17 protein-coding genes and 1 pseudogene are annotated in these 22,029 nt (G+C 70.4%); 9 read left to right on the forward strand and 9 right to left on the reverse strand.

Going from position 1 to position 22,029, the window contains the following annotated elements; all coding sequences use genetic code 11:
• The first annotated feature begins 85 nt into the window (after positions 1-85).
• The 3 genes and pseudogenes from OHS81_RS13290 (at position 86) to OHS81_RS13300 (ending at position 1,673) form a co-directional block, all read left to right on the forward strand.
• Positions 86-316: a hypothetical protein gene (locus tag OHS81_RS13290; RefSeq protein WP_328391128.1), complete on the forward strand. Its 231-nt coding sequence runs from the start codon at positions 86-88 to the stop codon at positions 314-316.
• The gene (locus OHS81_RS13295; protein ID WP_328384987.1) at positions 291-803 is read left to right on the forward strand and encodes a DUF6879 family protein; all 513 of its coding nucleotides are present in this window, start codon (positions 291-293) and stop codon (positions 801-803) included. The genes OHS81_RS13290 and OHS81_RS13295 overlap by 26 nt, the downstream gene beginning before the upstream one ends.
• A 25-nt stretch (positions 804-828) precedes the next feature.
• A pseudogene (locus OHS81_RS13300) lies at positions 829-1,673 on the forward strand (helix-turn-helix domain-containing protein).
• Between the two features lie 1,166 nt (positions 1,674-2,839).
• On the opposite strand, the gene OHS81_RS13305 reads toward OHS81_RS13300, so the two are convergent.
• The 4 genes from OHS81_RS13305 to OHS81_RS13320 all read right to left on the reverse strand — a co-directional run bounded on the left by OHS81_RS13305 (position 2,840) and on the right by OHS81_RS13320 (position 5,197).
• Positions 2,840-3,358 (reverse strand): Scr1 family TA system antitoxin-like transcriptional regulator, encoded by a 519-nt coding sequence (locus OHS81_RS13305; protein ID WP_328384988.1) that lies wholly within the window; start codon positions 3,356-3,358, stop codon positions 2,840-2,842.
• A 24-nt stretch (positions 3,359-3,382) separates the two neighbouring features.
• On the reverse strand, positions 3,383-3,910 hold the full coding sequence (locus tag OHS81_RS13310; RefSeq protein ID WP_328384989.1) for a DUF6879 family protein: 528 nt from the start codon (positions 3,908-3,910) through the stop codon (positions 3,383-3,385).
• The gene (locus OHS81_RS13315; protein ID WP_328384990.1) at positions 3,888-4,115 is read right to left on the reverse strand and encodes a hypothetical protein; all 228 of its coding nucleotides are present in this window, start codon (positions 4,113-4,115) and stop codon (positions 3,888-3,890) included. The genes OHS81_RS13310 and OHS81_RS13315 overlap by 23 nt, the downstream gene beginning before the upstream one ends.
• A 398-nt stretch (positions 4,116-4,513) precedes the next feature.
• Positions 4,514-5,197 (reverse strand): PadR family transcriptional regulator, encoded by a 684-nt coding sequence (locus OHS81_RS13320; protein WP_328384991.1) that lies wholly within the window; start codon positions 5,195-5,197, stop codon positions 4,514-4,516.
• Between the two features lie 108 nt (positions 5,198-5,305).
• Between OHS81_RS13320 and OHS81_RS13325 the strand changes: the two genes are divergently transcribed.
• The gene (locus tag OHS81_RS13325) at positions 5,306-6,646 is read left to right on the forward strand and encodes an FAD-dependent oxidoreductase (protein WP_328384992.1); all 1,341 of its coding nucleotides are present in this window, start codon (positions 5,306-5,308) and stop codon (positions 6,644-6,646) included.
• 135 nt (positions 6,647-6,781) lie between these two features.
• Here OHS81_RS13325 and OHS81_RS13330 read toward each other — a convergent pair whose 3' ends face one another.
• From OHS81_RS13330 to OHS81_RS13340, 3 genes are all read right to left on the reverse strand, one after another.
• A complete protein-coding gene (locus OHS81_RS13330) occupies positions 6,782-7,972 on the reverse strand; it encodes a glutathionylspermidine synthase family protein (protein ID WP_328384993.1) in 1,191 nt (396 codons plus the stop codon).
• A gap of 17 nt (positions 7,973-7,989) precedes the next feature.
• Positions 7,990-8,409, reverse strand: a complete 420-nt coding sequence (locus tag OHS81_RS13335; protein WP_328384994.1) for a hypothetical protein — start codon at positions 8,407-8,409, stop codon at positions 7,990-7,992.
• A 248-nt stretch (positions 8,410-8,657) separates the two neighbouring features.
• Positions 8,658-15,113: an Ig-like domain-containing protein gene (locus tag OHS81_RS13340; RefSeq protein WP_328384995.1), complete on the reverse strand. Its 6,456-nt coding sequence runs from the start codon at positions 15,111-15,113 to the stop codon at positions 8,658-8,660.
• A 515-nt stretch (positions 15,114-15,628) separates the two neighbouring features.
• Here OHS81_RS13340 and OHS81_RS13345 point away from each other — a divergent pair.
• Complete coding sequence (locus OHS81_RS13345; RefSeq protein WP_328384996.1) at positions 15,629-16,168, forward strand: GNAT family N-acetyltransferase; 540 nt, start codon at positions 15,629-15,631, stop codon at positions 16,166-16,168.
• A gap of 69 nt (positions 16,169-16,237) precedes the next feature.
• On the opposite strand, the gene pdxR (OHS81_RS13350) is transcribed toward OHS81_RS13345, so the two are convergent.
• Positions 16,238-17,662 carry a MocR-like pyridoxine biosynthesis transcription factor PdxR gene (gene pdxR, locus OHS81_RS13350; RefSeq protein WP_328384997.1) on the reverse strand — a complete coding sequence of 475 codons (1,425 nt, stop codon included), beginning with the start codon at positions 17,660-17,662 and terminating at the stop codon, positions 16,238-16,240.
• Positions 17,663-17,709: 47 nt separating this feature from the next.
• Here pdxR (OHS81_RS13350) and OHS81_RS13355 point away from each other — a divergent pair, with 47 nt between their 5' ends.
• Both OHS81_RS13355 and OHS81_RS13360 read left to right on the forward strand, forming a co-directional pair.
• Positions 17,710-18,243, forward strand: a complete 534-nt coding sequence (locus OHS81_RS13355) for a carboxymuconolactone decarboxylase family protein (protein ID WP_328384998.1) — start codon at positions 17,710-17,712, stop codon at positions 18,241-18,243.
• 197 nt (positions 18,244-18,440) lie between these two features.
• Positions 18,441-19,172, forward strand: a complete 732-nt coding sequence (locus tag OHS81_RS13360; RefSeq protein ID WP_328384999.1) for an isocitrate lyase/PEP mutase family protein — start codon at positions 18,441-18,443, stop codon at positions 19,170-19,172.
• 151 nt (positions 19,173-19,323) lie between these two features.
• Here OHS81_RS13360 and OHS81_RS13365 read toward each other — a convergent pair whose 3' ends face one another.
• Positions 19,324-19,872 (reverse strand): carboxymuconolactone decarboxylase family protein, encoded by a 549-nt coding sequence (locus tag OHS81_RS13365; protein ID WP_328385000.1) that lies wholly within the window; start codon positions 19,870-19,872, stop codon positions 19,324-19,326.
• Between the two features lie 46 nt (positions 19,873-19,918).
• Here OHS81_RS13365 and pdxR (OHS81_RS13370) point away from each other — a divergent pair, with 46 nt between their 5' ends.
• Positions 19,919-21,466, forward strand: a complete 1,548-nt coding sequence (gene pdxR, locus OHS81_RS13370; RefSeq protein ID WP_328385001.1) for a MocR-like pyridoxine biosynthesis transcription factor PdxR — start codon at positions 19,919-19,921, stop codon at positions 21,464-21,466.
• A complete protein-coding gene (locus OHS81_RS13375) occupies positions 21,402-21,917 on the forward strand; it encodes a putative immunity protein (protein ID WP_328385002.1) in 516 nt (171 codons plus the stop codon). Before pdxR (OHS81_RS13370) ends, OHS81_RS13375 begins: the two co-directional genes overlap by 65 nt.
• Positions 21,918-22,029: the final 112 nt, after the last annotated feature.

The following is a 22,029-nucleotide window of genomic DNA, read 5'->3' on the forward strand; positions in this document are numbered from 1 at the left end:
AAGTTCGTGCAAGTCGCTGGCGCGCTGCGGCGACACAGGGACAAGCTCGGACATGTTGATCGTCACCCGAGGCGACGAGGACACCATGACTTTGCACCGCCTGGGCAAGGATCCCGAAAGCCCGAACAACGGTTCCCCGACTGTGTACCTGGACGATGAGAGCGGAAACTACATCCTGCAAGGGTGGCGGGTCACGGACTCCGAGCGTCTGGCGCAGATGGACGTTCCCAGCCATGAGACCGTGATCGAGTTCCCGAAGCGCATGATGCAGTTCTTCCCGGAGGTGAACGGTGACGACGGCGGAGTCGACGTTTGAGGAGCGTTTCCGGTCGGCCCAGCACTGCGCGTGGCACTTCGAGGCCAGGGACGCATACGCGCTGGACGAGTCGTACCAGGAGTGGGCCGCCGGAAACCACTTCGACCCCGCCGAGCGATGGCCGTGGTGGATCGATCTTGTCTCGGCCTCGGTGACCCGTGGCGTGGATGTGCGCCGAGCGCGGGTCGTCTCGGAACCCGTGTCCGCCTACATCCGGTACGAACACGCGCTCACCGGCGGACACAACGTCAAGGCCGGAGAGTCGGTGCGCTGGCTCCCCCGTCGGCAAGCCTCTTCGTTGCTGTTGCCGGGCAACGACTGCTGGGTCTTCGACCGTTCGTCGGTGCTGTTCAACCACTTCAACGGTGACGGGGAGATGACCGGTGAAGAGCTGGTGACCGAACCAGGCGTGGTCCATGCCTGTGTATCCGCGTTCGAAGCGGTCTGGGAACGGGCGACTCCCCACGAGGAGTACCGGCCAGTCTGACGGTACGCACTCGGAAGATTCGATCGTGACGTCGTCGTCCAGCATCCAACAGGCCCGAGCGGCCCTTGGCACGCGCCTGCGCGAGATGCGCAAGGATTCGGGGCTGACAGCACGGGAGTTGGCCGCCCGGGCCGGCTGGCACGAGAGCAAGTGCAGCCGCATCGAGAACGGCCACACCGGGCCGTCCGACGATGACCTGCGGGTGTGGGCGCTGCACTGTGGAGCGGGGGGCAGACGGCCGACCTGATCGCCACCGCACGCAATATCGATGGTGCGTATGTCGAGTGGCGGCGCATGGAACGCTCCGGACTCCGTCGTGCACAGGAATCGGTTCTCCCGCTGTGGGAAAGAACGCGGCACTTCCGCGCCTACTCGTCGTGGCTGATCCCGGGGCCCTTCCAGACGCGTGCGTACATTGAGGCACTCCTCAGAGCGATTCGTGACCGGCGGGCGCTCCCCGACGACCTGGAGGAAGCTGTCCAGGTCCGCGTGGACAAGCAGCGCATCCTGCACGAAGGGCCGCGCCGCCTCGCTGTGATCTTGGAAGAGAGCACACTTCGCCACCGGATCGGCGGCACTGCGACGATGGCAGGCCAGCTTGGGCACCTGTTGTCTCTGGCTGCCCTGACCCAGGTCAGCCTCGGGGTGATCCCGCTGCAAGCGGACCGTACTGCGCTGTGGCCGGTGGAGGACTTCTGGATCTTCGATGAAGCCCAAGTCAGCGTTGAGCTGGTGTCTGCCTTTCTCACCGTCACGCAGCCGCACGAGATCAGCATGTACGCCCACACCTTCGCGGGCCTCGCCGAATTGGCCGTCTACGGGGCTCCGGCACGGACTCTGATCACAGCAGCGATCGATTCCCTCGAGTGAGCTCGCGCAAGTTCGTTGAGGCCAACTCATCAGCATTCGTAGCTTGTCACCATGAGGAACGGCCCGGCGTGTGGCCGTGCCATGTGTGTGCGGCGACAGCCGGTATCAGGCTCCCGCCCCGGCTGCGGACGCCCGATGCCGAAGGGTGGCACGGAGTCCCCTGCCGAGCCTCGCCGTCCTTGCCGGTGGCGCCAGCTGCGCCCTGTCACACGGCAACTCATCCGCTGAATGCACCGCGCCCCTGCTCCGGCCATGTGCCGGAGCAGGGGCGCTTTTGTCTTCACCAGCGTGGGGTACTTACCGTTCCCGCCCTGCGGCGACGGTTCACGCGGAGCCTCCGGGGGCATGGGGCCGCCATCGTGTTTGCCGCCGTCCTCCTCCATCTCCGCCTCGTGGCGGAAGGGCGCACCGCGCCAGCCTTCGGCATCGGGCGTGCGCGTCTCGTACGTATCGACGCTCACCACGCTCATTCACCAACCTCCTCTTTCGCGAGGAGCCATGCCGCCGTACCGTCGAGGGCATGACCCATAGGCCGCAAAGGGGTTTCCTTTGCGGTTGGTCACCCGCCCCGGCTGCTCGACTGTCCAGGTTTCCGCCGCCGGGGCGGGAGTCTTCAGGCTCCGACTGCCGCCGGTCGGATGCGGCAGGCCCACAGGCCGGCCTGTTCTTCAGTCATCGTGTGTCCGTGGCCGCAGAGCATTCACCGACGTCCCTTGGCACGACAGCTAAAGCACGGAAACGGACATGGGGGAACCTTCGACCCCTGCGGCACAAACACGGTGTTCGAGTGGCGATCCAGGGTTCCGCCGAGTGCTGCCCACCAGTCTTCGACGATCTTGATGCTCGGCCTGTCCTGGTCGGGGGTGGTCATCACGCCTCCGCGTGCCCACGGCCGTGGTCTCGGATCTCCCGGGCAGCAGTACATGCCGCAGCCTTGTCGTTTCGCTTCAACGCCTCACTCCGCTGGAGTCCCAAGGCGTCACACACTTTGCATCCGGGGACTGGTTCGCCCTCCAGTAGCCAGCCATCCAGCGGCAGTTCAACGGGCGGTTGGCTGTACCGAATGGGGTTCGTCATGACGTCTCCGCGGGGTGAACGGCTTGTCTTCCCGACGGTATGGAGAGCGAAAGACTCAGCTCAATGAACTTCTGCGAACTTGCACGCCGTCACCCGAGCGTGTCGATTGCCGAGGTAATGAGCTTCCTGGCTGCCGCCCCGTAAACAGCGATGCCTGCGAGTTCGGTGAACGTCTTGGCGTACTCGGCGATTTCACTCGGTTGCTTCACGGTGAGGCCGGCAGACACGAGCTCGCAGGAGGCCTGTTTCTCGTCGTACAGAGAGAAGGACTCGCACGGCCACGCATTGCCGCGCACGGCCCCCATGGGGATCACACCAAGACTCAAGGAGGGCGCGGCCGTCATTCCGATCAGGTGGCCCAATTGGCTCACCATCGTGGCGGAATCTCCGATGACCGTGCGAAGAACCCATTCCTCACAGATCCGGGTCCATATGCGAATGTCCTCATCGGAGGGGGGAGTTCGGCCGTTCTCAAGCCGGGAACTCTTCGACTCATGCCACCCTGCCGCCGCCACAGCTCGGGCGGTCAGACCGGAGTCCTTGCGAATCTCCCGGAGACGCTTCCCAAGCGCTTCCCGGGCCTGCTGGATGCTGGACGACGGGGACACGGAGAGTTCAGCCCTGTTCGTGGATCAGACCGGCCGGTAAACCTCGTGCGGGACTGCGCGTTCCCAGACCGCCTCGAAAGACGTGGAGCAGAGCTGCACGATGGCTGGTTCTGTCGTCCGCTCCTCGTCTCCCTCGGGTGACAGCTCGCCATCCCCGGTGAAGTGCAGGAACACGACCAGGCTGTCATCGAACAGCCAGAAGTCATTGCCTGGGAGCGCCAGATCCGACACCTTGCGACGTGGCAGCCAGCGCACCTGCTCGCCGGCCTCCACGTTGCTGGGCGTGAGGTGGTGCTCAAAGCGGAGGTAGTCACTCATGGGCTCGGAGAAGATCCGAGCACGACGGACTTCCACACCGCGTGTGGTGATCTCTTGCATCAGGGCGAGCCAGGGGCGGGAGGCCGGGTCGCTCTTGGCAGGAACACTTTGCGGGTCCTGCCGCCACGAGACGAATCGCGGGTCGGATCGTATGTACCCGTCCCTCATCTCCAGGTGAACGGCTGAACGCTTGGCCTGCTTGAACAGCTCGCTAAACGTCAGCTCGGCCGCCACCGCGTACCCCCGGAAAGAACTGTGTCATGTACTTGGGGATCTCCACGACCGTCTCATGGTCCGGGAGATCCAACTGGGAGAGTCGTTCGTCGTCCAGCACCTTCAGGCCCTGGACCAGGTACTTGTCAGTCACGTCGTCGTAATAGACGGTGGCGGACTTACCCTCGGGGGAGTTCGGGTCCTTGCCGAGCATGTGCAAAGCCATGGTGCCCTCCTCACTCGTCGAAGACGATCTCTGACTACGAGTTTGCGCTCAATTCACCTTGCTGCGCATCGAACTTGCATGAACTTGCACGGGTTCAGGGTTCCTGCGATCGCCGCCGCCTCAATGTGTGCCGGGGTGGCCGAGAGCCGGGGTGAGCGCATGGCCGCCCTCGGGCACGACCTCCCGGACGATGCCGACAGCGCAGGACCGGCTGCCAGCGGAGGCGTTCGGATGACGCGGCACCTGGTCACGCTGGGTGGCGCGCCTGGCTGCGGATCACATGCGGCAAGAACCGCGCGTACTCATCGATGACCGGCCCCGCCGACTCCCGGATGCCGAGCCCCGCCGAGGCCCACAGCGCGCACAACTGCCACCCGCTGCCCGCCGCCCGCCGCCCGTCAGGTGTTGTCGCGGGCGGTGGCGACGATCCGGTCGAGTTCTTCGCGGTTCCAGGTGAACGAACCGTCGTCCAGCGCGGCGAGGATGCCGTCCACCCATGCCAGTTCGGCCTGGGTGACCGCGCGCAGGTATTCACTTTCGATCAGGGCGACCCGCGGGAGGGCCTGGCCCTCGGTCTCCCCGGCGGCTTCACCGTCGCGTCCGGCACCGAGTTCGGCATCGCGTCCGGCACCGGCTCCGGCTCCGGCACCGAGTTCGGCATCGAGTTCGGTGAGGCGCCGGGCGAGGCGGTCGCGCCGCTGGTGCAGCAGGTCCCGGGTGGCCCGGGGGGTGAGCACCGGCAGGAAGGACAGCGCGGCGGGGAACTCCGGGTACTCGTTGCGGGGCGTCGACAGGATCTCGGCCATCCACTGGCGAGCGGCCGCCCGTCCCGCGTCGGTGAGGCGGTAGGTGGTGCGTTCGGGGTAGCGCTCGTCGCGCTCGGTGCTGCCGACGGCGATCAGCCCGGCGTCTTCCAGGCGGGCGATCGTGCGGTACAGGCCGGCGCGCTGGCCGACGTTGACGACCTGGTCCTTGCCCCACTGCTTGATCAGTCGCTGGATGCCGTAGGGGTGCAGCGGGCCGGCCTCCAGCAGGCCCAGGACCGCCAGGGCCAGGGGGGAACGGCGGAATGTCGAGGTCACGGGTCGACGGTACACCGAATACCGGCACCACAACTAGTTGCACTGCACCTAGGTGCCATGCAACTATCCGGTCCTCAGTCGCTCCTCGCGAGGAAGGAACCGGAAACCATGCACGTGATCATCATTGGCGCCGGCACCGGCGGACTGGCCCTGGCCCACGGCCTGAAGCGGGCCGGTATCAGCTGCGCCGTCCACGAGCGCGACCGCACGCGCGGCGGCGGGCTCCAGGGCTACCGGGTGGGCATCGACCCCGACGGCAGCCGGGCGCTCAGCCGTCTGCTGCCCCCCGGGCTCTTCGACACCTTCGTGGCGACCTGCGCGCGCAGCGGTGACCGCTTCACCATGTTCACCGAGAAGTACAAGGAAGTGATCTCGCTGACCGGGTTCGCCGAGCCGGGCGCGGACGGGGCCGGTGCGGAGCGTTCCGTTTCCCGGATGACCCTGCGCCAGGTTCTGCTGACCGGGCTGGAGGAGCTGGTCCACTTCGACAAGGTCTTCACCCGCTACGACCAACACCCCGACGGCACGGTCACCGCGCACTTCGAGGACGGCACCTCGGCCACCGGAGACGTACTGGTGGCCGCCGACGGATCCCACTCCCGGGTCCGCCGCCAGTACTTGCCCCACGCCCCCTTGGCGGACAGCGGCCTGATCGGGATCACCGGCAAGGTGCCGCTCACCGAGGCGACCCGCACGCTGCTGACCCCGCAGGTCGTCGACGGCGTCAACATGTTCCTCGCACCCGGCGGATACTCGCTGGTCATCCACGTCATGCAGTTCCCGTGGGACGAACGCGGCCGGCCCCGCCAGGGCATCGGCGCGAGTGACACCGAACTGCTCAACGCCTGGCCCGGCCTGCAGTTCGACAACACCCGCGACTACATCATGCTGGCGTTCGGCGGCGCGGCACGGAACCTGCCCGCCGACGTCCTGCGGATGAACGGCCGGCAGCTGCACGACCTCACGGTCGGTCTGACCCGCAACTGGGACGTCCGGCTGCGCACACTGGCCGAGCTGGCCGACCCGTCCACCTGCTTCCCCCTCAACATCCACACCTCGGCCCCGGTCGAGCAGTGGCCCACCAGCAACATCACCCTGATCGGCGATGCCATCCACACCATGACGCCGGGCCGCGGGGTGGGCGCGAACACCGCGTTGCGCGACGCCGAGCTGCTGTGCGCCAAGCTGGTCTCGGCCCGTGACCGCGAAGTGCCGCTGATACCGGCGATCCGCGACTACGAGACGCAGATGATCGACTACGGCTTCGAGGCGGTCAGGAAATCCCTGGCGCAGATGCGGGGAAGCGATCCGGTTCACAAGCCGGTCATCGGCCGCGCGGTGCTGGCCGGGATGCGTACCGGTATGCGGGTGGTCAACCACCTGCCCCCGCTCAAGCGCAGGATGGCCGCCGCCGCACAGCAGTACCGCGGCCATGACCGCGAGGCATAGCGGCGCGCGCCGGCCGCCGGACGCTTGCCCGTCCGGTGCCCCGCACCGTGCCGGCCGTCCGTCCGGTACCCCCACCGCGCCGGACCGCCCGTCCGGCGCCCCCACCGCGCCGGGCCACCGCGCCGGGCCGCCGCCTCAGCGGATCACATGCGGCAGGAAGCGGGCGTACTCATCGGTGACCGGCCCCGCCGACTCCCGGATGCCGAGACCCGCCGACTCGTCCTCGACAACCCAGGCGCCGAGGACGACCCGATTGCCGTCGAAGTCCGGCAGCGGCGCCAACTCCTGGTAGCAGCAGGGGTCTTCGGGCCCCCGCAGTACCGGCTCGGCGCCCGGCTCGTGCAGGGTGACACCGGCGCCCTCCCGGCCGAGCAGCGGCTTGGCGACGTAACCACGGGTGTGCGCCAGCTCGCGCGGCCCGTCCAGGTAGGCGGGCAGCAGATTCGGATGCCCCGGGTACAGCTCCCACAGAATCGCCAGCAGCGCCTTGTTGGAGAGCAGCATCTTCCAGGCGGGCTCGATCCAGAGAGTGGAGCCCGTCCCGCCGCCGTTGTCGAGGGTGTCCAGGACGAACGGGCCGAAGTCGTCGGTGGCCAGCCACTCCCACGGGTAGAGCTTGAAGCAGGCCCGCAGGAAGCGCAGCCGCTGGTCGACGAAGCGGCCCGACAGCCGGTCCCAGCCGATGTCCTCCATCGAGACGGCGACCGTCTCCAGGCCCGCCTGCTGCGCCGTCTCCTCCAGATAGGCGACGGTCATCAGATCCTCGCCCAGCTCGTCACCCGCCGAGTGCGCGAAGTGCACCGGCGCACCCGGCGGCAGCAGCGGCGCCTGCCGCTTCCAGGTCGCCACCAGCCGCTCGTGCAGCGAATTCCACTGGTCGGCGCCGGGGAAGCGTTCCTCCATCCAGAACCACTGCGGGCTGGCCGCCTCGACCAGCGAGGTCGGCGTATCGGCGTTGTACTCCAGCATCTTGGCCGGGCCGCTGCCGTCGTAGTGCAGATCGAACCGCCCGTAGAGCGACGGCAGTTCCTCGCGCCGGCGCCAGGACTCGGCGACCAGGCGCGCCAGCCGCGGGTCCTCGATGCCGAGGTCGGCGAGGCGGTCGTGCGCGACGAGGTGGTCGGCCGCGGCCAGGCACATGCCGTGCAGTTCCTCGACGACGTCCTCCAGGGCCTCGACCTCGGGGAGGGTGAAGGAGTAGTAGGCGCTCTCGTCCCAGTACGGGCGCAGCGAGTCGTCCGGGTAACGGGTCAGCGGGTAGATCAGGCCCTGCGCCTCGACGGTCTGCTGCCAGCCGGGGCGGGGCTCGATGGTGTGGCGCTTCATGGCGGTATCGCGTCCGCTCAGCCGCCGAAGGAACCGTGCCGGCCGCCGCCCGATCCGGAGCAGCCGAAGCCGCCCCGGTTGACGGCCGTGGTCTTGCTGAAGGTGCCCTCGTCGGCGTACTTGCCGCCGGCGTTGTTGGGGTCGTAGTACCACTGGCCGTCGACGGGCGTCTTGGCCGCGCCGCCGCCTCGGCCCTGCTTGCCGTATCCGCCGCTTCCGGTGCTTCCGGTACCGCTGCTCCCGGACGACGAACTGCCGCCTGCCGAGCAGTTCTTGGAGCCGACGATGCGGTAGCCCTTGAGGGTGTCGTAGCTGTTGCGGTCCACACAGCGCTTGTCGGGCTCGGAGCCGCAGGACGTCAGTGCGGCGGCCAGGGCCCCCATCCCGCCCAGTATCACCGTGCTCGACCGCAGCCGCCGACGTGCCTTCTCTGCCATGTTCTGCCTTCCCCCGTGAACATTTGGAACGTCCGGAACATCTGGACCATCTGGACCATCTGAAATATCTGGAACATCTGGATCTCCGGACCATCTGTTGGAGCGGAGCCAGCGTAGACGGCACTCGTGGGACCGCCGCAAGGCGGGAGGCCGGGTGCGGCGGCGGACACGCACACAGGCGGCCGGGCCGCCCTCGGGGAGGACGGCCCGGCACTGGTGGAGGTGGTGCGGTAGTAGGGGACGGAGGGTCAGGGGCCCGCGAGGACGGTCTGGGTGTCGGTGTCGCTGGAGCCGGTGAAGTTGGTGTCACCGGCGTAGACCGCCGTGATGATGTAGACGCCGGTGGTCAGCGGGGTGCTGACCGCGGCGACACCGGAGCCGTCGAGCGTGCCGGTGAGGTTGATGGTGGTCACACCGTCGGTGACGGTGAAGTTGACCGTCCCGGTCGGGACGCCGCTGCCCGGCGCCACCGCCGAGACGAACGCGAGGATCGCGACCGTGTCGCCGGAGTTGGAGGGGTCGGGGAACGAAGTGGCCGTGAGGGTCGTGGATGCCTGGCTGACGGTCTGGGTGTCCGTGCCGCTGGAGCCGGTGAAGTTGACGTCGCCGCTGTAGGTCGCGGTGACGTTGTGGACACCGGCGTCGAGCGTGCTGGTGGTGACGGTGGCTACGCCGCCGGCGACGGTGCCGGTCAGCGTGCCGCCCCCACCACCGTCGATGACGAAGACGACCGAGCCGGTCACCGTGCCGGCGCCGGGCGAGACCGGCGCCACCGTGGCGGTGAAGGTCACCGTCTGCCCGAAGACCGACGGGTCGGGCGCGGACGTGACCGTGGTGGTCGTCGACGCCTGAGCGACCGTCTGGGTGTCGGTGCCGCTCGACGCCGCGAAGTCGGCGTCACCGCTGTACGTCGCGGTGACGGGGAACGTGCCCGCGTTCAGCGCGCTGGTCGTGACGCTGGTCGTCCCCCCGGAGAGGGTGCCGGTCAGCGTCGGACCGCCGGTGATGACGAAGGTGACCGTGCCCGTCGGCGTTCCCGTACCCGGTGCGACCGGCGCCACGGTGGCCGTGAAGGTCACCGACTGACCGACCACGGACGGGTCGGGAGTCGAGGTCACCGTGGTGGTGGTCGACGCCTGGCCGACCGTCTGAGTGTCGGTGCCGCTGGAACCGGTGAAGTTGGCGTCGCCGCTGTAGGTCGCCGTGACCGTGTACGCGCCTGCGGTCACCAGGCCGCTGGTGCTGACGCTGGTGGTGCCACCGCTCAGGGTCCCGGTCAGCGTCACCGTGGTGACCCCGTCCGTGGCGACGAACACCACCGTGCCCGTCGGCGTACCCGCCCCCGGCGCCACCGGAGCCACCGTCGCCGTGAAGGTCACCGACTCACCCACCACCGACGGGTCGGGCGAGGACGTGACCGTGGTGGTGGTCGACGCCTGGGTCACCGTCTGGGTGTCCGTACCGACCGAACCGTTGAAGTTGGCGTCGCCGCCGTAGGTCGCCGTGACCACGTACGCGCCCGCGGTCACCAGGCCATTGGTGCTGACGCTGGTGGTGCCACCGCTGAGCGTGCCGGTCAGCGTCACCGTGGTGACCCCGTCCGTCGCCACGAACACCACCGTGCCCGTCGGCGTACCCGCCCCCGGCGCCACCGGAGCCACCGTCGCCGTAAAGGTCACCGACTGACCCACCACGGACGGGTCCGGAGCCGAGGTCACCGTGGTGGTGGTCGACGCCTGGGTCACCGTCTGGGTGTCGGCGCCGCTGGAGGAGGTGAAGTTGGCGTCGCCGCTGTAGGTCGCCGTGACCGTGTACGCGCCTGCGGTCACCAGGCCGCTGGTGCTGACGCTGGTGGTGCCACCGCTCAGGGTCCCGGTCAGCGTCACCGTGGTGACCCCGTCCGTCGCCACGAACACCACCGTGCCCGTCGGCGTCCCCGCACCCGGCGCCACCGGAGCCACCGTCGCCGTGAAGGTCACCGACTCACCCACCACCGACGGATCGGGCGAGGACGTGACCGTGGTCGTCGTCGACGCCTGGCCGACCGTCTGGGTGTCCGTACCGCTGGAGGTCGTGAAGTTGGCGTCGCCGCCGTAGGTCGCCGTGACCGTATAAACGCCCGCCGTCACCAGGCCATTGGTGCTGACGCTGGTGGTGCCACCGCTGAGCGTGCCGGTCAGCGTCACCGTGGTGACCCCGTCCGTCGCCACGAACACCACCGTGCCCGTCGGCGTACCCGCACCCGGCGCCACCGGAGCCACCGTCGCCGTAAAGGTCACCGACTGACCCACCACGGACGGGTCCGGAGCCGAGGTCACCGTAGTGGTCGTCGACGCCTGGCCGACGGTCTGCGTGTCCGTACCGACCGAGCCCGTGAAGTTCGCGTCACCGCTGTACGTCGCCGTGACCACGTAAACGCCCGCGGTCACCAGGCCATTGGTGGTCACGCTGGTGGTGCCACCGCTGAGCGTGCCGGTCAGCGTCACCGTGGTGACCCCGTCCGTCGCCACGAACACCACCGTGCCCGTCGGCGTACCCGCACCCGGCGCGACCGGAGCCACCGTCGCTGTGAACGTCACCGACTCACCCACCACCGACGGATCGGGCGAGGACGTGACCGTGGTCGTCGTCGCCGCCTGGCCGACCGTCTGCGTGTCCGTACCGCTGGACGTGGTGAAGTTGGCGTCACCGCTGTAGGTCGCCGTGACCGTATGCGTCCCGACGCTCAACGCGCTCGTCGTGACGCTCGCCGTGCCCCCGGACAACGTGCCGGTCAGCGTGGGGCCGCCACTGATCACGAAGGTGACCGTGCCCGTCGGCGTACCCGCACCCGGCGCCACCGGAGCCACCGTCGCCGTAAAGGTCACCGGCTGCCCGAAGACCGACGGGTCCGGAGCCGAGGTCACCGTGGTGGTCGTCGACGCCTGGTTGACGGTCTGGGTGTCCGTACCGACCGAACCGGCGAAGTTGGCGTCACCGCTGTACGTCGCCGTGACCACGTACGCGCCCGCGGTCACCAGCCCACTTGTGATCACGCTGGTCGTACCGCCGCTCAGCGTGCCGGTCAGCGTCACCGTGGTCACGCCGTCCGTCGCCACGAACGTGACCGTGCCCGTCGGCGTCCCCGCACCCGGCGCGACCGGAGCCACCGTCGCCGTAAACGTCACCGACTCACCCACCACCGACGGGTCCGGCGAGGACGAGACCGTGGTCGTCGTCGACGCCTGGGCCACCGTCTGGGTGTCCGTACCGCTGGACGTGGTGAAGTTGCCGTCACCGCTGTACGTCGCCGTGACCGTATGCGAACCCACGCTCAACGCGCTCGTCGTGACGCTCGCCGTGCCCCCGGACAACGTGCCGGTCAGCGTCGGACCACCACTGATCACGAACGTGACCGTGCCCGTCGGCGTACCCGCACCCGGCGCCACCGGAGCCACCGTCGCCGTAAAGGTCACCGCCTGCCCGAAGACCGACGGGTCCGGCGAGGACGTGACCGTGGTCGTGGTCGCCGCCTGGTTGACGGTCTGGGTGTCCGTACCGACCGAGCCCGTGAAGTTGGCGTCACCGCTGTACGTCGCCGTGACCGTATGCGTACCGGCCGACAGCGCGCTGGTGGTCACACTCGCCGTGCCCCCGGACAGGGTGCCGGTCAGCGTCGGACCACCACTGATCACGAACGTGACCGTGCCCGTCGGCGTACCCGCACCCGGCGCCACCGGAGCCACCGTCGCCGTGAACGTCACCGGCTGCCCGACAACCGACGGATCCGGCGACGACGTGACCGTGGTCGTGGTCGCCGCCTGGTTGACCGTCTGGGTGTCCGTACCGCTGGACGTGGTGAAGCTGGCGTCGCCGCTGTACGTCGCGGTGACCGTATGCGAACCCACGCTCAACGCACTCGTCGTGACGCTCGCCGTGCCCCCGGACAACGTGCCGGTCAGCGTCGGGCCACCACTGATCACGAACGTGACCGTGCCCGTCGGCGTCCCCGCACCCGGCGCAACCGGAGCCACCGTCGCCGTAAAGGTCACCGGCTGCCCGAAGACCGACGGGTCCGGCGACGAGGTCACCGTGGTGGTCGTCGACGCCTGGTTGACGGTCTGGGTGTCCGTACCGACCGAACCGGCGAAGTTGGCGTCGCCGCTGTAGGTCGCGGTAACCGTGTGGCTGCCGGCGCTCAGGGCGCTGGTGGTGACGCTCGCCGTGCCCCCGGAGAGCGTGCCGGTCAGCGTCGGACCACCACTGATCACGAACGTGACCGTGCCCGTCGGCGTCCCCGCACCCGGCGCCACCGGAGCCACCGTCGCCGTGAACGTCACCGGCTGCCCGACAACCGACGGATCCGGCGAGGACGAGACCGTGGTCGTGGTCGCCGCCTGGTTGACCGTCTGGGTGTCGGTGTCGCTGGAGCCGGTGTAGTTCGCGTCGCCGCTGTAGGTCGCCGTGACGGTGTAAACCCCCGCCGTGACCAGCCCGTTGGTGCTGACCGTGGCGACGCCGGCGCCGTCGAGGGTGCCGCTGAGGCTCACGGTCGTGACGCCGTTGGTGATGACGAAGGTGACCGTCCCGGTCGGCACCCCGCCGCCGGGGAACACCGGCCCGACGAAGGCGGTGAAGTTGACCGTCTGCCCCGTCACGGAGGGGTCGGGGAAGGAGGTGACCGTGGTGACCGTGGATGCCTGGTTGACGGTCTGGGTGTCCGTACCGCTGGAACCGGTGAAGTTGGCGTCACCGCCGTATGTCGCCGTGACCGTATGCGTACCGGCGGACAGGGCGCTGGTGGTGACGCTCGCCGTGCCCCCGGACAACGTGCCGGTCAGCGTCGGACCACCACTGATCACGAACGTGACCGTGCCCGTCGGCGTCCCCGCACCCGGCGCCACCGGAGCCACCGTCGCCGTGAACGTCACCGGCTGCCCGACAACCGACGGATCCGGCGACGACGTGACCGTGGTCGTGGTCGCCGCCTGGTTGACCGTCTGGGTGTCCGTACCGACCGAGCCCGTGAAGTTGGCGTCACCGCTGTACGTCGCCGTGACCGTATGCGTACCGGCGGACAGCGCGCTGGTGGTCACACTCGCCGTGCCCCCGGACAACGTGCCGGTCAGCGTCGGACCACCACTGATCACGAACGTGACCGTGCCCGTCGGCGTCCCCGCACCCGGCGCCACCGGAGCCACCGTCGCCGTAAACGTCACCGGCTGCCCGACAACCGACGGATCCGGCGACGACGTGACCGTGGTCGTGGTCGCCGCCTGGCCGACCGTCTGGGTGTCCGTACCGACCGAGCCCGTGAAGTTGGCGTCACCGCTGTACGTCGCCGTGACCGCATGCGTACCGGCGGACAGGGCGCTGGTGGTCACACTCGCCGTGCCCCCGGACAGGGTGCCGGTCAGCGTCGGGCCACCACTGATCACGAACGTGACGGTGCCGGTCGGGGTGCCCGCACCCGGCGCAACCGGAGCCACCGTCGCCGTGAACGTCACCGGCTGCCCGACGACCGACGGGTCGGGTGCCGAGGTCACCGTGGTCGTCGTGGACGCCTTGTTGACGGTCTGGGTGTCCGTGCCGCTGGAGGTGTTGAAGTTGCCGTCGCCGCTGTAGGTCGCGGTGACCGTGTGCGTACCGGGAGACAGTGCGCTGGTGGTGACGCTCGCCGTGCCCCCGGAGAGCGTGCCGGTCAGCGTCGGGCCACCACTGATCACGAAGGTGACGGTGCCGGTCGGGGTGCCCGCGCCGGGCGCGACCGGAGCCACCGTCGCCGTGAACGTCACCGGCTGCCCGACGACCGACGGGTCGGGTGCCGAGGTCACCGTGGTCGTCGTGGACGCCTTGTTGACGGTCTGGGTGTCCGTACCGCTCGACCCGGCGAAGGTGCCGCTGCCGCTGTAGGTCGCCGTGACGGTATGGGAGCCCACGCTGAGGCTGCTGGTGGTGACGCTCGCCGTGCCGCCCGAGAGCGTGCCGGTCAGCGTGGGACCGCCGGAGATCACAAAGGTCACCGTGCCGGTCGGGGTACCCGAACCGGGCGGCACGGGGGCGACGGTCGCGGTGAAGGTCACGGCCTGCCCGAAGACCGAGGGGTCGGGGGACGAGGTGACCGTGGTGGTCGTCGGCAGCAGGGTCGCCTGCACCGTTTGTGTGTCGGTACCGGAGGACGGATTGAATTGGGCATTGCCGTTGTAGGTCGCGGTGATGGCATGGGTGCCGACGCTGAGACTGCTGGTGGTGACGGTTGCGGTGCCGCCCGAGAGCGTGCCCGTCAGGGTGCCGCCCCCACCGCCGCCGATGACGAAGGTGACCGTGCCGGTCGGGGTGCCCGCCCCGGGCGCGACCGCCGCGACGGTGGCGGTGATGGACACCGGCTGCCCGAAGGTCGACGGGTCGGGGGACGAGGTGACGGTCGTCGTCGTCGACGCCTTGTTCACCGTTACGGAGGCCAGGCCGCTGGACGGCGAGAATTGAGCGCTGCCGTTGTAAGTCGCGGTGATGGTATGAAAGCCGACGCTGATTCCGCTGACGGTGACGGTCGCGGTGCCGCCCACGAGGGTGCCCGTCACGGTGGGCCCGCCGGTCACGACGAAGGTGACCGTGCCGGTGGGTGTCCCGAGCCCCAGCGGGATGACAGTGGCGGTCAGGGTGACCGGCTGTCCGAAAACTGCTGGATTGGGTGACGCGGATGCCAAGGTGAAGGTGGGTGCCATGGAATGGCCCTCCGGGTAGTGATGATGGCGGGCCGTTCAGCTCCCCGTAGTTGCCTGACGCTGTGCGGGAAGTGGGCATCAACCTGGGGCGCAGGCTCGGTAATCACTGCCGACGGAGATTCGCGTCTGCGTACCGATGTCCGCCGCCAGGTTGGCAACCCGCCGGTCGATAGCACCAGTAGGCGCGCGCATCAGGGCGCCGCGCCATAGCCGTCCCGCGCATTTGCCCTGAATGGCGCAGCGCTCAGCGGCTCGCACGGCGCCCCGCGGCGCGCGCTGCGGGGCGCGGCGGTGACGGGCGTCGGCAGGGGTGACGCGCGATCAGCGCGGGACATTTCCGTGAGCCGTTGCCGCACCACCTTCAACGGCGTTGCACAACAGCGCAGTTACGGACGGCGGCGGTGCGTGCCCCGGTGGGCAATTTCTGGCTTCGCCGCTCGGCGACGGCAATACTCTTGGGGTTTGCCCGTCCACCCGTTCACCCGTTCACCCGCCGTCGGCCGGAGGAAGTGACCATGACTGAGCATGCCCGGGTACCAGAGCAGCTGCCCGGTGAGCTGACACTGCGCCGCCCCACGCCTGCGGACCACCCACGGCTCCAGGTGGCGCTGGCCGAGTGGTGGGGCGGCCTGGGTGGTGAGGCGGGCGCACGGCAGCGTCAGTTGCTCGTACCGCGCCTCTTTCTGCAGCACTTCGCCGACACCAGCTTCCTCGTCAAGCGCCCGGACCGGACCCTGCACGCCTTCCTGATCGGCTTTCTGTCCCAGACGGACCCGGAAACCGCCTATATCCACTTCGTGGGCGTATGCCCGCAGGGCCGGCGGGAGGGCATCGGCAGCGCCCTCTACAACCGTTTCTTCACCACGGCCCGCACGGCCGGCCGCAGCCAGGTCCGCTGCATCACCAGCCCCGACAACCGCGACTCCATCGCGTACCACACCCGCATGGGCTTCCGGCTGGAACCGGGCGACCGGTTCGACGACCACGGCGTACCGGTCCACGAGGATTACGACGGGCCGGGGCTCGACCGGGTGTCGTTCGTACGGGAGTTGTGATCCGGGGCCCCGCCGGTGTGCGCCGGCCTGGGCGACCCGGGCGACCTGCTCTCCGGCGGCACACCCCCGCTACTCCCCCGGTGGCAACGCCCTGAGCAAGGCGTCCACGGCGCCCGCGAAGGAGTGGTCGGGCGGAGTGCCGTACGCCACTACCAGTGCGTCGCGGGCGGCCGGTGGGGCGGCCGGGTCGCGGAAGCGGCTCAGGCCCTCCAGGGCGAGGCCCTGCCGGCGGGCGGCCTGGAGGACGGCCTGTTCGGTGCCGGGCGGGAGTTCCAGTACGGCGTGCAGGCCGGCGGCGATGCCGGAGACCTGGACCTGGGGCGCGTGGTCGGCCAGGGCGGCCACCAGTTGATCGCGGCGGCGTCGGTAGCGCAGCCGCATACCGCGCAGATGGCGGTCGTAGGCGCCCGAGGACAGGAACTCGGCGAGAGTGAGCTGGTCCAGCGCCCCGGACTGCCATTCGCCGGTGCCCTTGAGGGCGAGCACCGGATCGACCAGGCGCTCCGGCAGCACCATCCAGGCGAGCCGCAGCGCGGGGGCGAGGCTCTTGCTCGCGGTACCCAGGTAGACGACGTGATCGGGGTCCAGGCCCTGGAGGGCGCCGACCGGCTTGCGGTCGTAGCGGAATTCGCCGTCGTAGTCGTCCTCCAGGATGAACCCGCCGGTGGCGCGCGCCCAGTTGATGGCGGCCGCCCGGCGGTCGGGGTGGAGCGGTACGCCGGTGGGGAACTGGTGGGCGGGGGTGAGGAGGGCCCCGCGTACGTCGTCGAGGGCGGTCAGCTCGCCGGTCCGGGCGCCGCGTTCGTCCACGGGGAGCGGGACGGTGCGCAGGCCCGCGCGGGTGATGACGGCGCGGTGGAAGTCGAGGCCGTACGACTCGACGGCCAGCCGCCCGGTGCCCAGGACGCGGCTGAGCAGGGCCAGCCCCTGCAGGAAACCGGCGCAGATGACGATGCGGTCGGGGTCGGCTCGTACGCCACGGGCGCGGGCGAGGTAGTCGGCGAGGACGGTCCGCAGCTCGGGGCGGCCGTAGGAGGTGTGGTAGCCGAAGGCCTCGCTGGGGGCGGCGGTCAGCGCACGGCGGGCGGCGGCGAGCCAGGCAGTGCGGGGGAAGGCGGAGACATCGGGGGTGCCCGGGGTGAGGGCGAAGCGCGGCCGGTCGGCGCGGCCGGCCGGGCCGGGGCCGGGACCGGGGGCGCGCCGGGCGGCGGGCGCGGCCCGCGGCAGCAGCCTCTCGGCGACGCGGGTGCCGGAGCCCTGGCGGGCGCTGAGCCAGCCCTCGGCGACCAGTTCGGTGTAGGCGTCGGCGACGGTGTTACGGGCGATACCGAGGTCGGCAGCGAGCGAGCGGGAGGAGGGCAGCCGGGTGCCGGGAGCCAGGCGGCCGGACCGTACCGCGTCCCGCAGCGCCCGCAGCAGCGCGGCACGCAGACCGCCGGGACCGGTGAGGTCCAGGTGCAGATCCCGCCCGAAAGTGGCCCAGGAATTCTCCATGGAAATGGACCATACAGCTACGCCAATGTCGTCGTAGCGTCGTAGGCATGACGACACGGACAGCTGAGCAGACAGCACAGACCACTCAGGCAGACCGCCCCGCACAGACAGCTCAGCCGGCGCAGCCGGCACACCGGCACGGCCCCCGCCTGCCCTGGGCGAAGCTCGCGCCGGAGGTCTACAAGGCCATGATCGCGCTGGAGGTGGCGGCGAAGAAGGACCTCGATCCGGCGTTGGTAGAGCTGGTGAAGATCCGTGCCTCGCAGCTCAATCACTGCGCGTTCTGCCTCGACATGCACGTCAAGGACGCCCGTGCGGCCGGCGAGACCGAGCAGCGGATCTACCTCCTCAACGCCTGGGAGGAGGCCGTCGGCTTCTACTCCCCCAAGGAGCAAGCCGCCCTCGCTCTCACCGAAGCCATCACCCTGCTCACCGAGGGCTTCGTTCCCGACGCCGTCTACGACCGCGCCACCGCCCACTTCGGCCAAGCCGAACTGGCCCATCTGATCGCGCTGATCACCACCATCAACGCCTGGAACCGCTTCGGCGTGTCCACCCGCATGGCCCCGGGCCAGGCATGACCGCCACGGACCGCCCCGTGACCACCACGGACCGCCCTGTGACCACTACGGAGGACCGCCCCGTGACCACTACGGACCGCCCTGTGACCGCCACGGAGGACCGCCCCGTGACCACTACGGACCGCCCTGTGACCGCCACGGAGGACCGCCCCGTGACCACTACGGACCGCCCTGTGACCGCCACGGAGGACCGCCCCGTGACTGCCGCTGCACTGCGCGCGCTGCACCACGGGCCCCGGCTGCCGCTGGTCCTCCCCGGCCCCTGGGACGCGGCCACCGCGCGGGTGTTCGCGGACGCCGGCTTCCCGGCGCTCGCCACCCCCAGTGCGGGCATCGCGGCCTCCCTCGGATACGAGGACGGGCAGACGCCGGCCGACGAGATGTTCGCGGCCGTCGCCCGGATCGTACGGTCCGTGGACATCCCGGTCTCGGCCGATCTGGAGGCCGGATACGGGCTGTCCGCAAAGGAGTTGGTGGGCCGCCTCATGGACGCCGGGGCGGTGGGCTGCAACCTGGAGGACACCGACCCTGTCACCGGCGCCCTGCGGGACCCGCAGGAACAGGCGGACTGGCTGGCCCGGGTACGGGCCGAGGCCGGCGAGGCGCTGGTGCTCAACGCCCGGATCGACACCTATCTGCACGGCGTCCAGGACACCGGGGAAGCGGTCCGGCGCGGCCGGATGTATGCGGCGGCGGGCGCCGACTGCGTCTATCCGATCCTTGCCCCGCCCACGGAGCTGGCCGCGCTGGCCGCCGGTATCGGCCTCCCCGTCAATGCCATAGTGACCCCGGACAGTCCCACTGCGCGCGAACTCGGTGCCCTCGGCGCGGCCCGGGTCACCTTCGGCGGCGGCCTCCAGCGCCGGACGATGGCAGCGGTGGCGGGGATGGCGGAGCAGCTGCGGGAAGAGCTGGCGGCGGAGGGGTGACGGGGCCGCCGGGGCCGCCGGGGCTGACGGGCCGCAGGGGCTGACGGGTGGCGGGGGCCGACGGCCCGCGGGGGCACACCCGGCCGGCGCCCCGCCCGTGAGTGCCGAGCCCGCGCGCGCCGAGCCCGTGGGTGCCGAGCCCACCGCGCCGCTACCGCTCGTCCGTCCCCGGCACCTTCCCCGTGCTGATGGCGATCCGGTTCCACGTATTGATCGTGAAGATCAGCGCCAGCAGCCGGGCCAGCTCCGCCTCCTCGAAGTGGCGGGCGGCACGCTCGTAGACCTCGTCCGGCACGCCTCCCCGGGCGACCAGCGTCACGGCCTCGGTGAGGGCCAGCGCCGCCCGCTCCTTCGCGGTGAAGAAGTGCGCCGCCTCCTCCCAGACGGCCACCATGTGCAGCCGCTCCGCGCTCTCGCCCGCCTTGTGGGCGTCGGAGGTGTGCATATGGAGGCAGTACGCACACTTGTTGAGCTGCGAGGAGCGGATCTGGACCAGTTCGACCAGGGCGGGGTCCAGGCCCTCACGCGCCGCGGCATCGAAACCGATCAGTGCTTTGAAGGCCTTCGGGGCGGCCTGAGCAAAATTCACCCTGGGCTTGCGGGCCGCCGAGCCACTGTCCTCCACCGCCGCGTCGCCCCCGCCGACCGCCGCGTCCTCGCCACGAACCACCACGTCATTGCCCTGCGTCTGATACGTCATGCCTTGAATCTAGAAGAGCAGGCGACCGGCTGTAGGGTGCATTTCCATGCCGGAATCATGGGTCAATCTCGCCGAGAGCCTGGGTGCCGATCTGCATCTGGAGCTGACCGGCCCCGGCAGCCGCCGGGCCGTCCTCATCAGGGCGCTGCGGGACGCCGTACGGTCCGGCCGCCTGTCCCCCGGCACCCGCCTGCCGCCCTACCGCTCGCTCGCCGCCGACCTCGGCATCGCCCGGAACACCGTCGCCGACGCCTACGCCGAACTGGTCGCCGAGGGCTGGCTCAGCGCCCGCCAGGGCTCCGGCACCCGCGTCGCCCGGTGGCACTTCCCGGACGGAGCCCGGGGGAGCACGGAGCCGCTGACGACCGGCCGCGCCCCGGCCCGCCGCTCACCGGCGAGCCGCCCCGCCCACAACCTCCTCCAGGGGCAACCGGACGCCGCGTCCTTCCCGCGCACCGCCTGGCTCGCCGCCGCCCGCCGCGCGCTGACCGCCGCCCCGCACGACGCCTTCGGCCCCGGCGACCCCCGTGGCCGCCCCGAACTGCGCCGCGCGCTCGCCGACTACCTGGCCCGCACCCGCGGCGTGCGCACCGACCCCGAACGCCTCGTCATCTGCTCCGGCTTCGCCCACGCCCTGCGCCTGCTGCTGCCCGCGGTCCTCCCCGGCCCCCTCGCCGTCGAGTCCTACGGCCTCCCCTTCCACCGCCACCTCCTGACCACCGCCGGCCTCCGCACCCACCCCCTCGGCCTCGACGAACACGGCGCCGACACCGCGCAGTTGGCCCGGCTCGACGGCATGGGCGCGGCCCTCCTCACCCCCGCCCACCAGTTCCCCACCGGCGTACCGCTCCACCCCGACCGCCGGGCGGCCGCCATCAACTGGGCGCGCGCCACCGGCGGGTTCATCCTGGAGGACGACTACGACGGCGAATTCCGCTACGACCGCAAGCCGGTCGGCGCCCTCCAGGGCCTCGATCCGGAGCACGTCCTGCACATCGGCTCGGTCAGCAAGAGCCTGTCCCCCGCGGTGCGCCTGGGCTGGATGGTGCTCCCCGACCGTCTCGTCGACGCCGTACTGGAGGCCAAGGGCGAGCGCGAGGCCTGGGCGGGCGTCACCGACCAGCTCACCCTCGCGGAATTCCTCACCCACGGCGCCTACGACCGGCACATCCGCCGGATGCGCCAGCGCTACCGCAGACGCCGCGACCAGCTGATCGACACGGTGACCGCCCACGCCCCGCACCTCACCGTCACCGGCATCGCCGCCGGCCTGCACGCCGTCCTCCAACTCCCCGACGGCGCAACCGAGTCGGACGAACACACGGCCCTGCGCGCCGCCCGCCGCCAGGGCCTGGCCCTCGACGGCCTCTCCGCCTACCGCCACCCCGCCGCCACCATGCCGCCCCGCCACGGCCTGGTCATCGGCTACGCCACACCCACCGACAGCGCCTTCCCCGGCGCCCTGGAGGCACTGCGCCGGGCCTTGCCGCAGAAGGGGCCGGAGGCTCATATTTCGGGGAGTGCCAACCATGATCCTCCCGAAGATCCGGGACCCTCGCTTCGTGACGATCCGCCGCGGTGGGACCCTCACTGATGCGGATCACCATCTCCTCGCTCTGTGGGCGGCATCCTGCGCGGAGCACGTCCTTGACCTCTTCGAGTCGGTTCAGCCCGAGGACCCACGGCCGCGCCAAGCGATCGAGCAGGCCCGCGCCCGGGTGCGTGGCGAGGTCAAGATGATGCAGACCCGCGCGGCGGGAGGCCATGCCATGGGCGCGGCCCGGGACCTGCGTGGCGCAGCACGGCCGGCCGCGTACGCCGCCGGCCAGGCCGGGGTCGTCGTGCACGTCGCCGCGCACGAGCTCGGTGCGGCCGCCCATGCGATCAAGGCCGTACGTGCTGCCGCAGGGGAAGGCGAGGGCGAGGCCGCAGGGCGACTCGAGTGCCGGTGGCAGCGTGACCAGCTCCCGGAGGAGATTCGCGGACTCGTGCTTGCCGACCGGCGATTGCGGAACGACCTCTGCTGGTCGGTGTTCGACTGCTGAGTGCGCGGCGGTTCCGGGGTGAGGGCCCGTCGTGCGCCCGGAAACCCCTCGGCCCCCGGCTCGAAGGCGAGCTGGGGGCCGAGGGTCTGGGGCCTGGGGCCTGGGGCCTGGG

Origin of the sequence: Streptomyces sp. NBC_00400 (assembly GCF_036048035.1) — a bacterium.
Classification (GTDB): domain Bacteria; phylum Actinomycetota; class Actinomycetes; order Streptomycetales; family Streptomycetaceae; genus Streptomyces.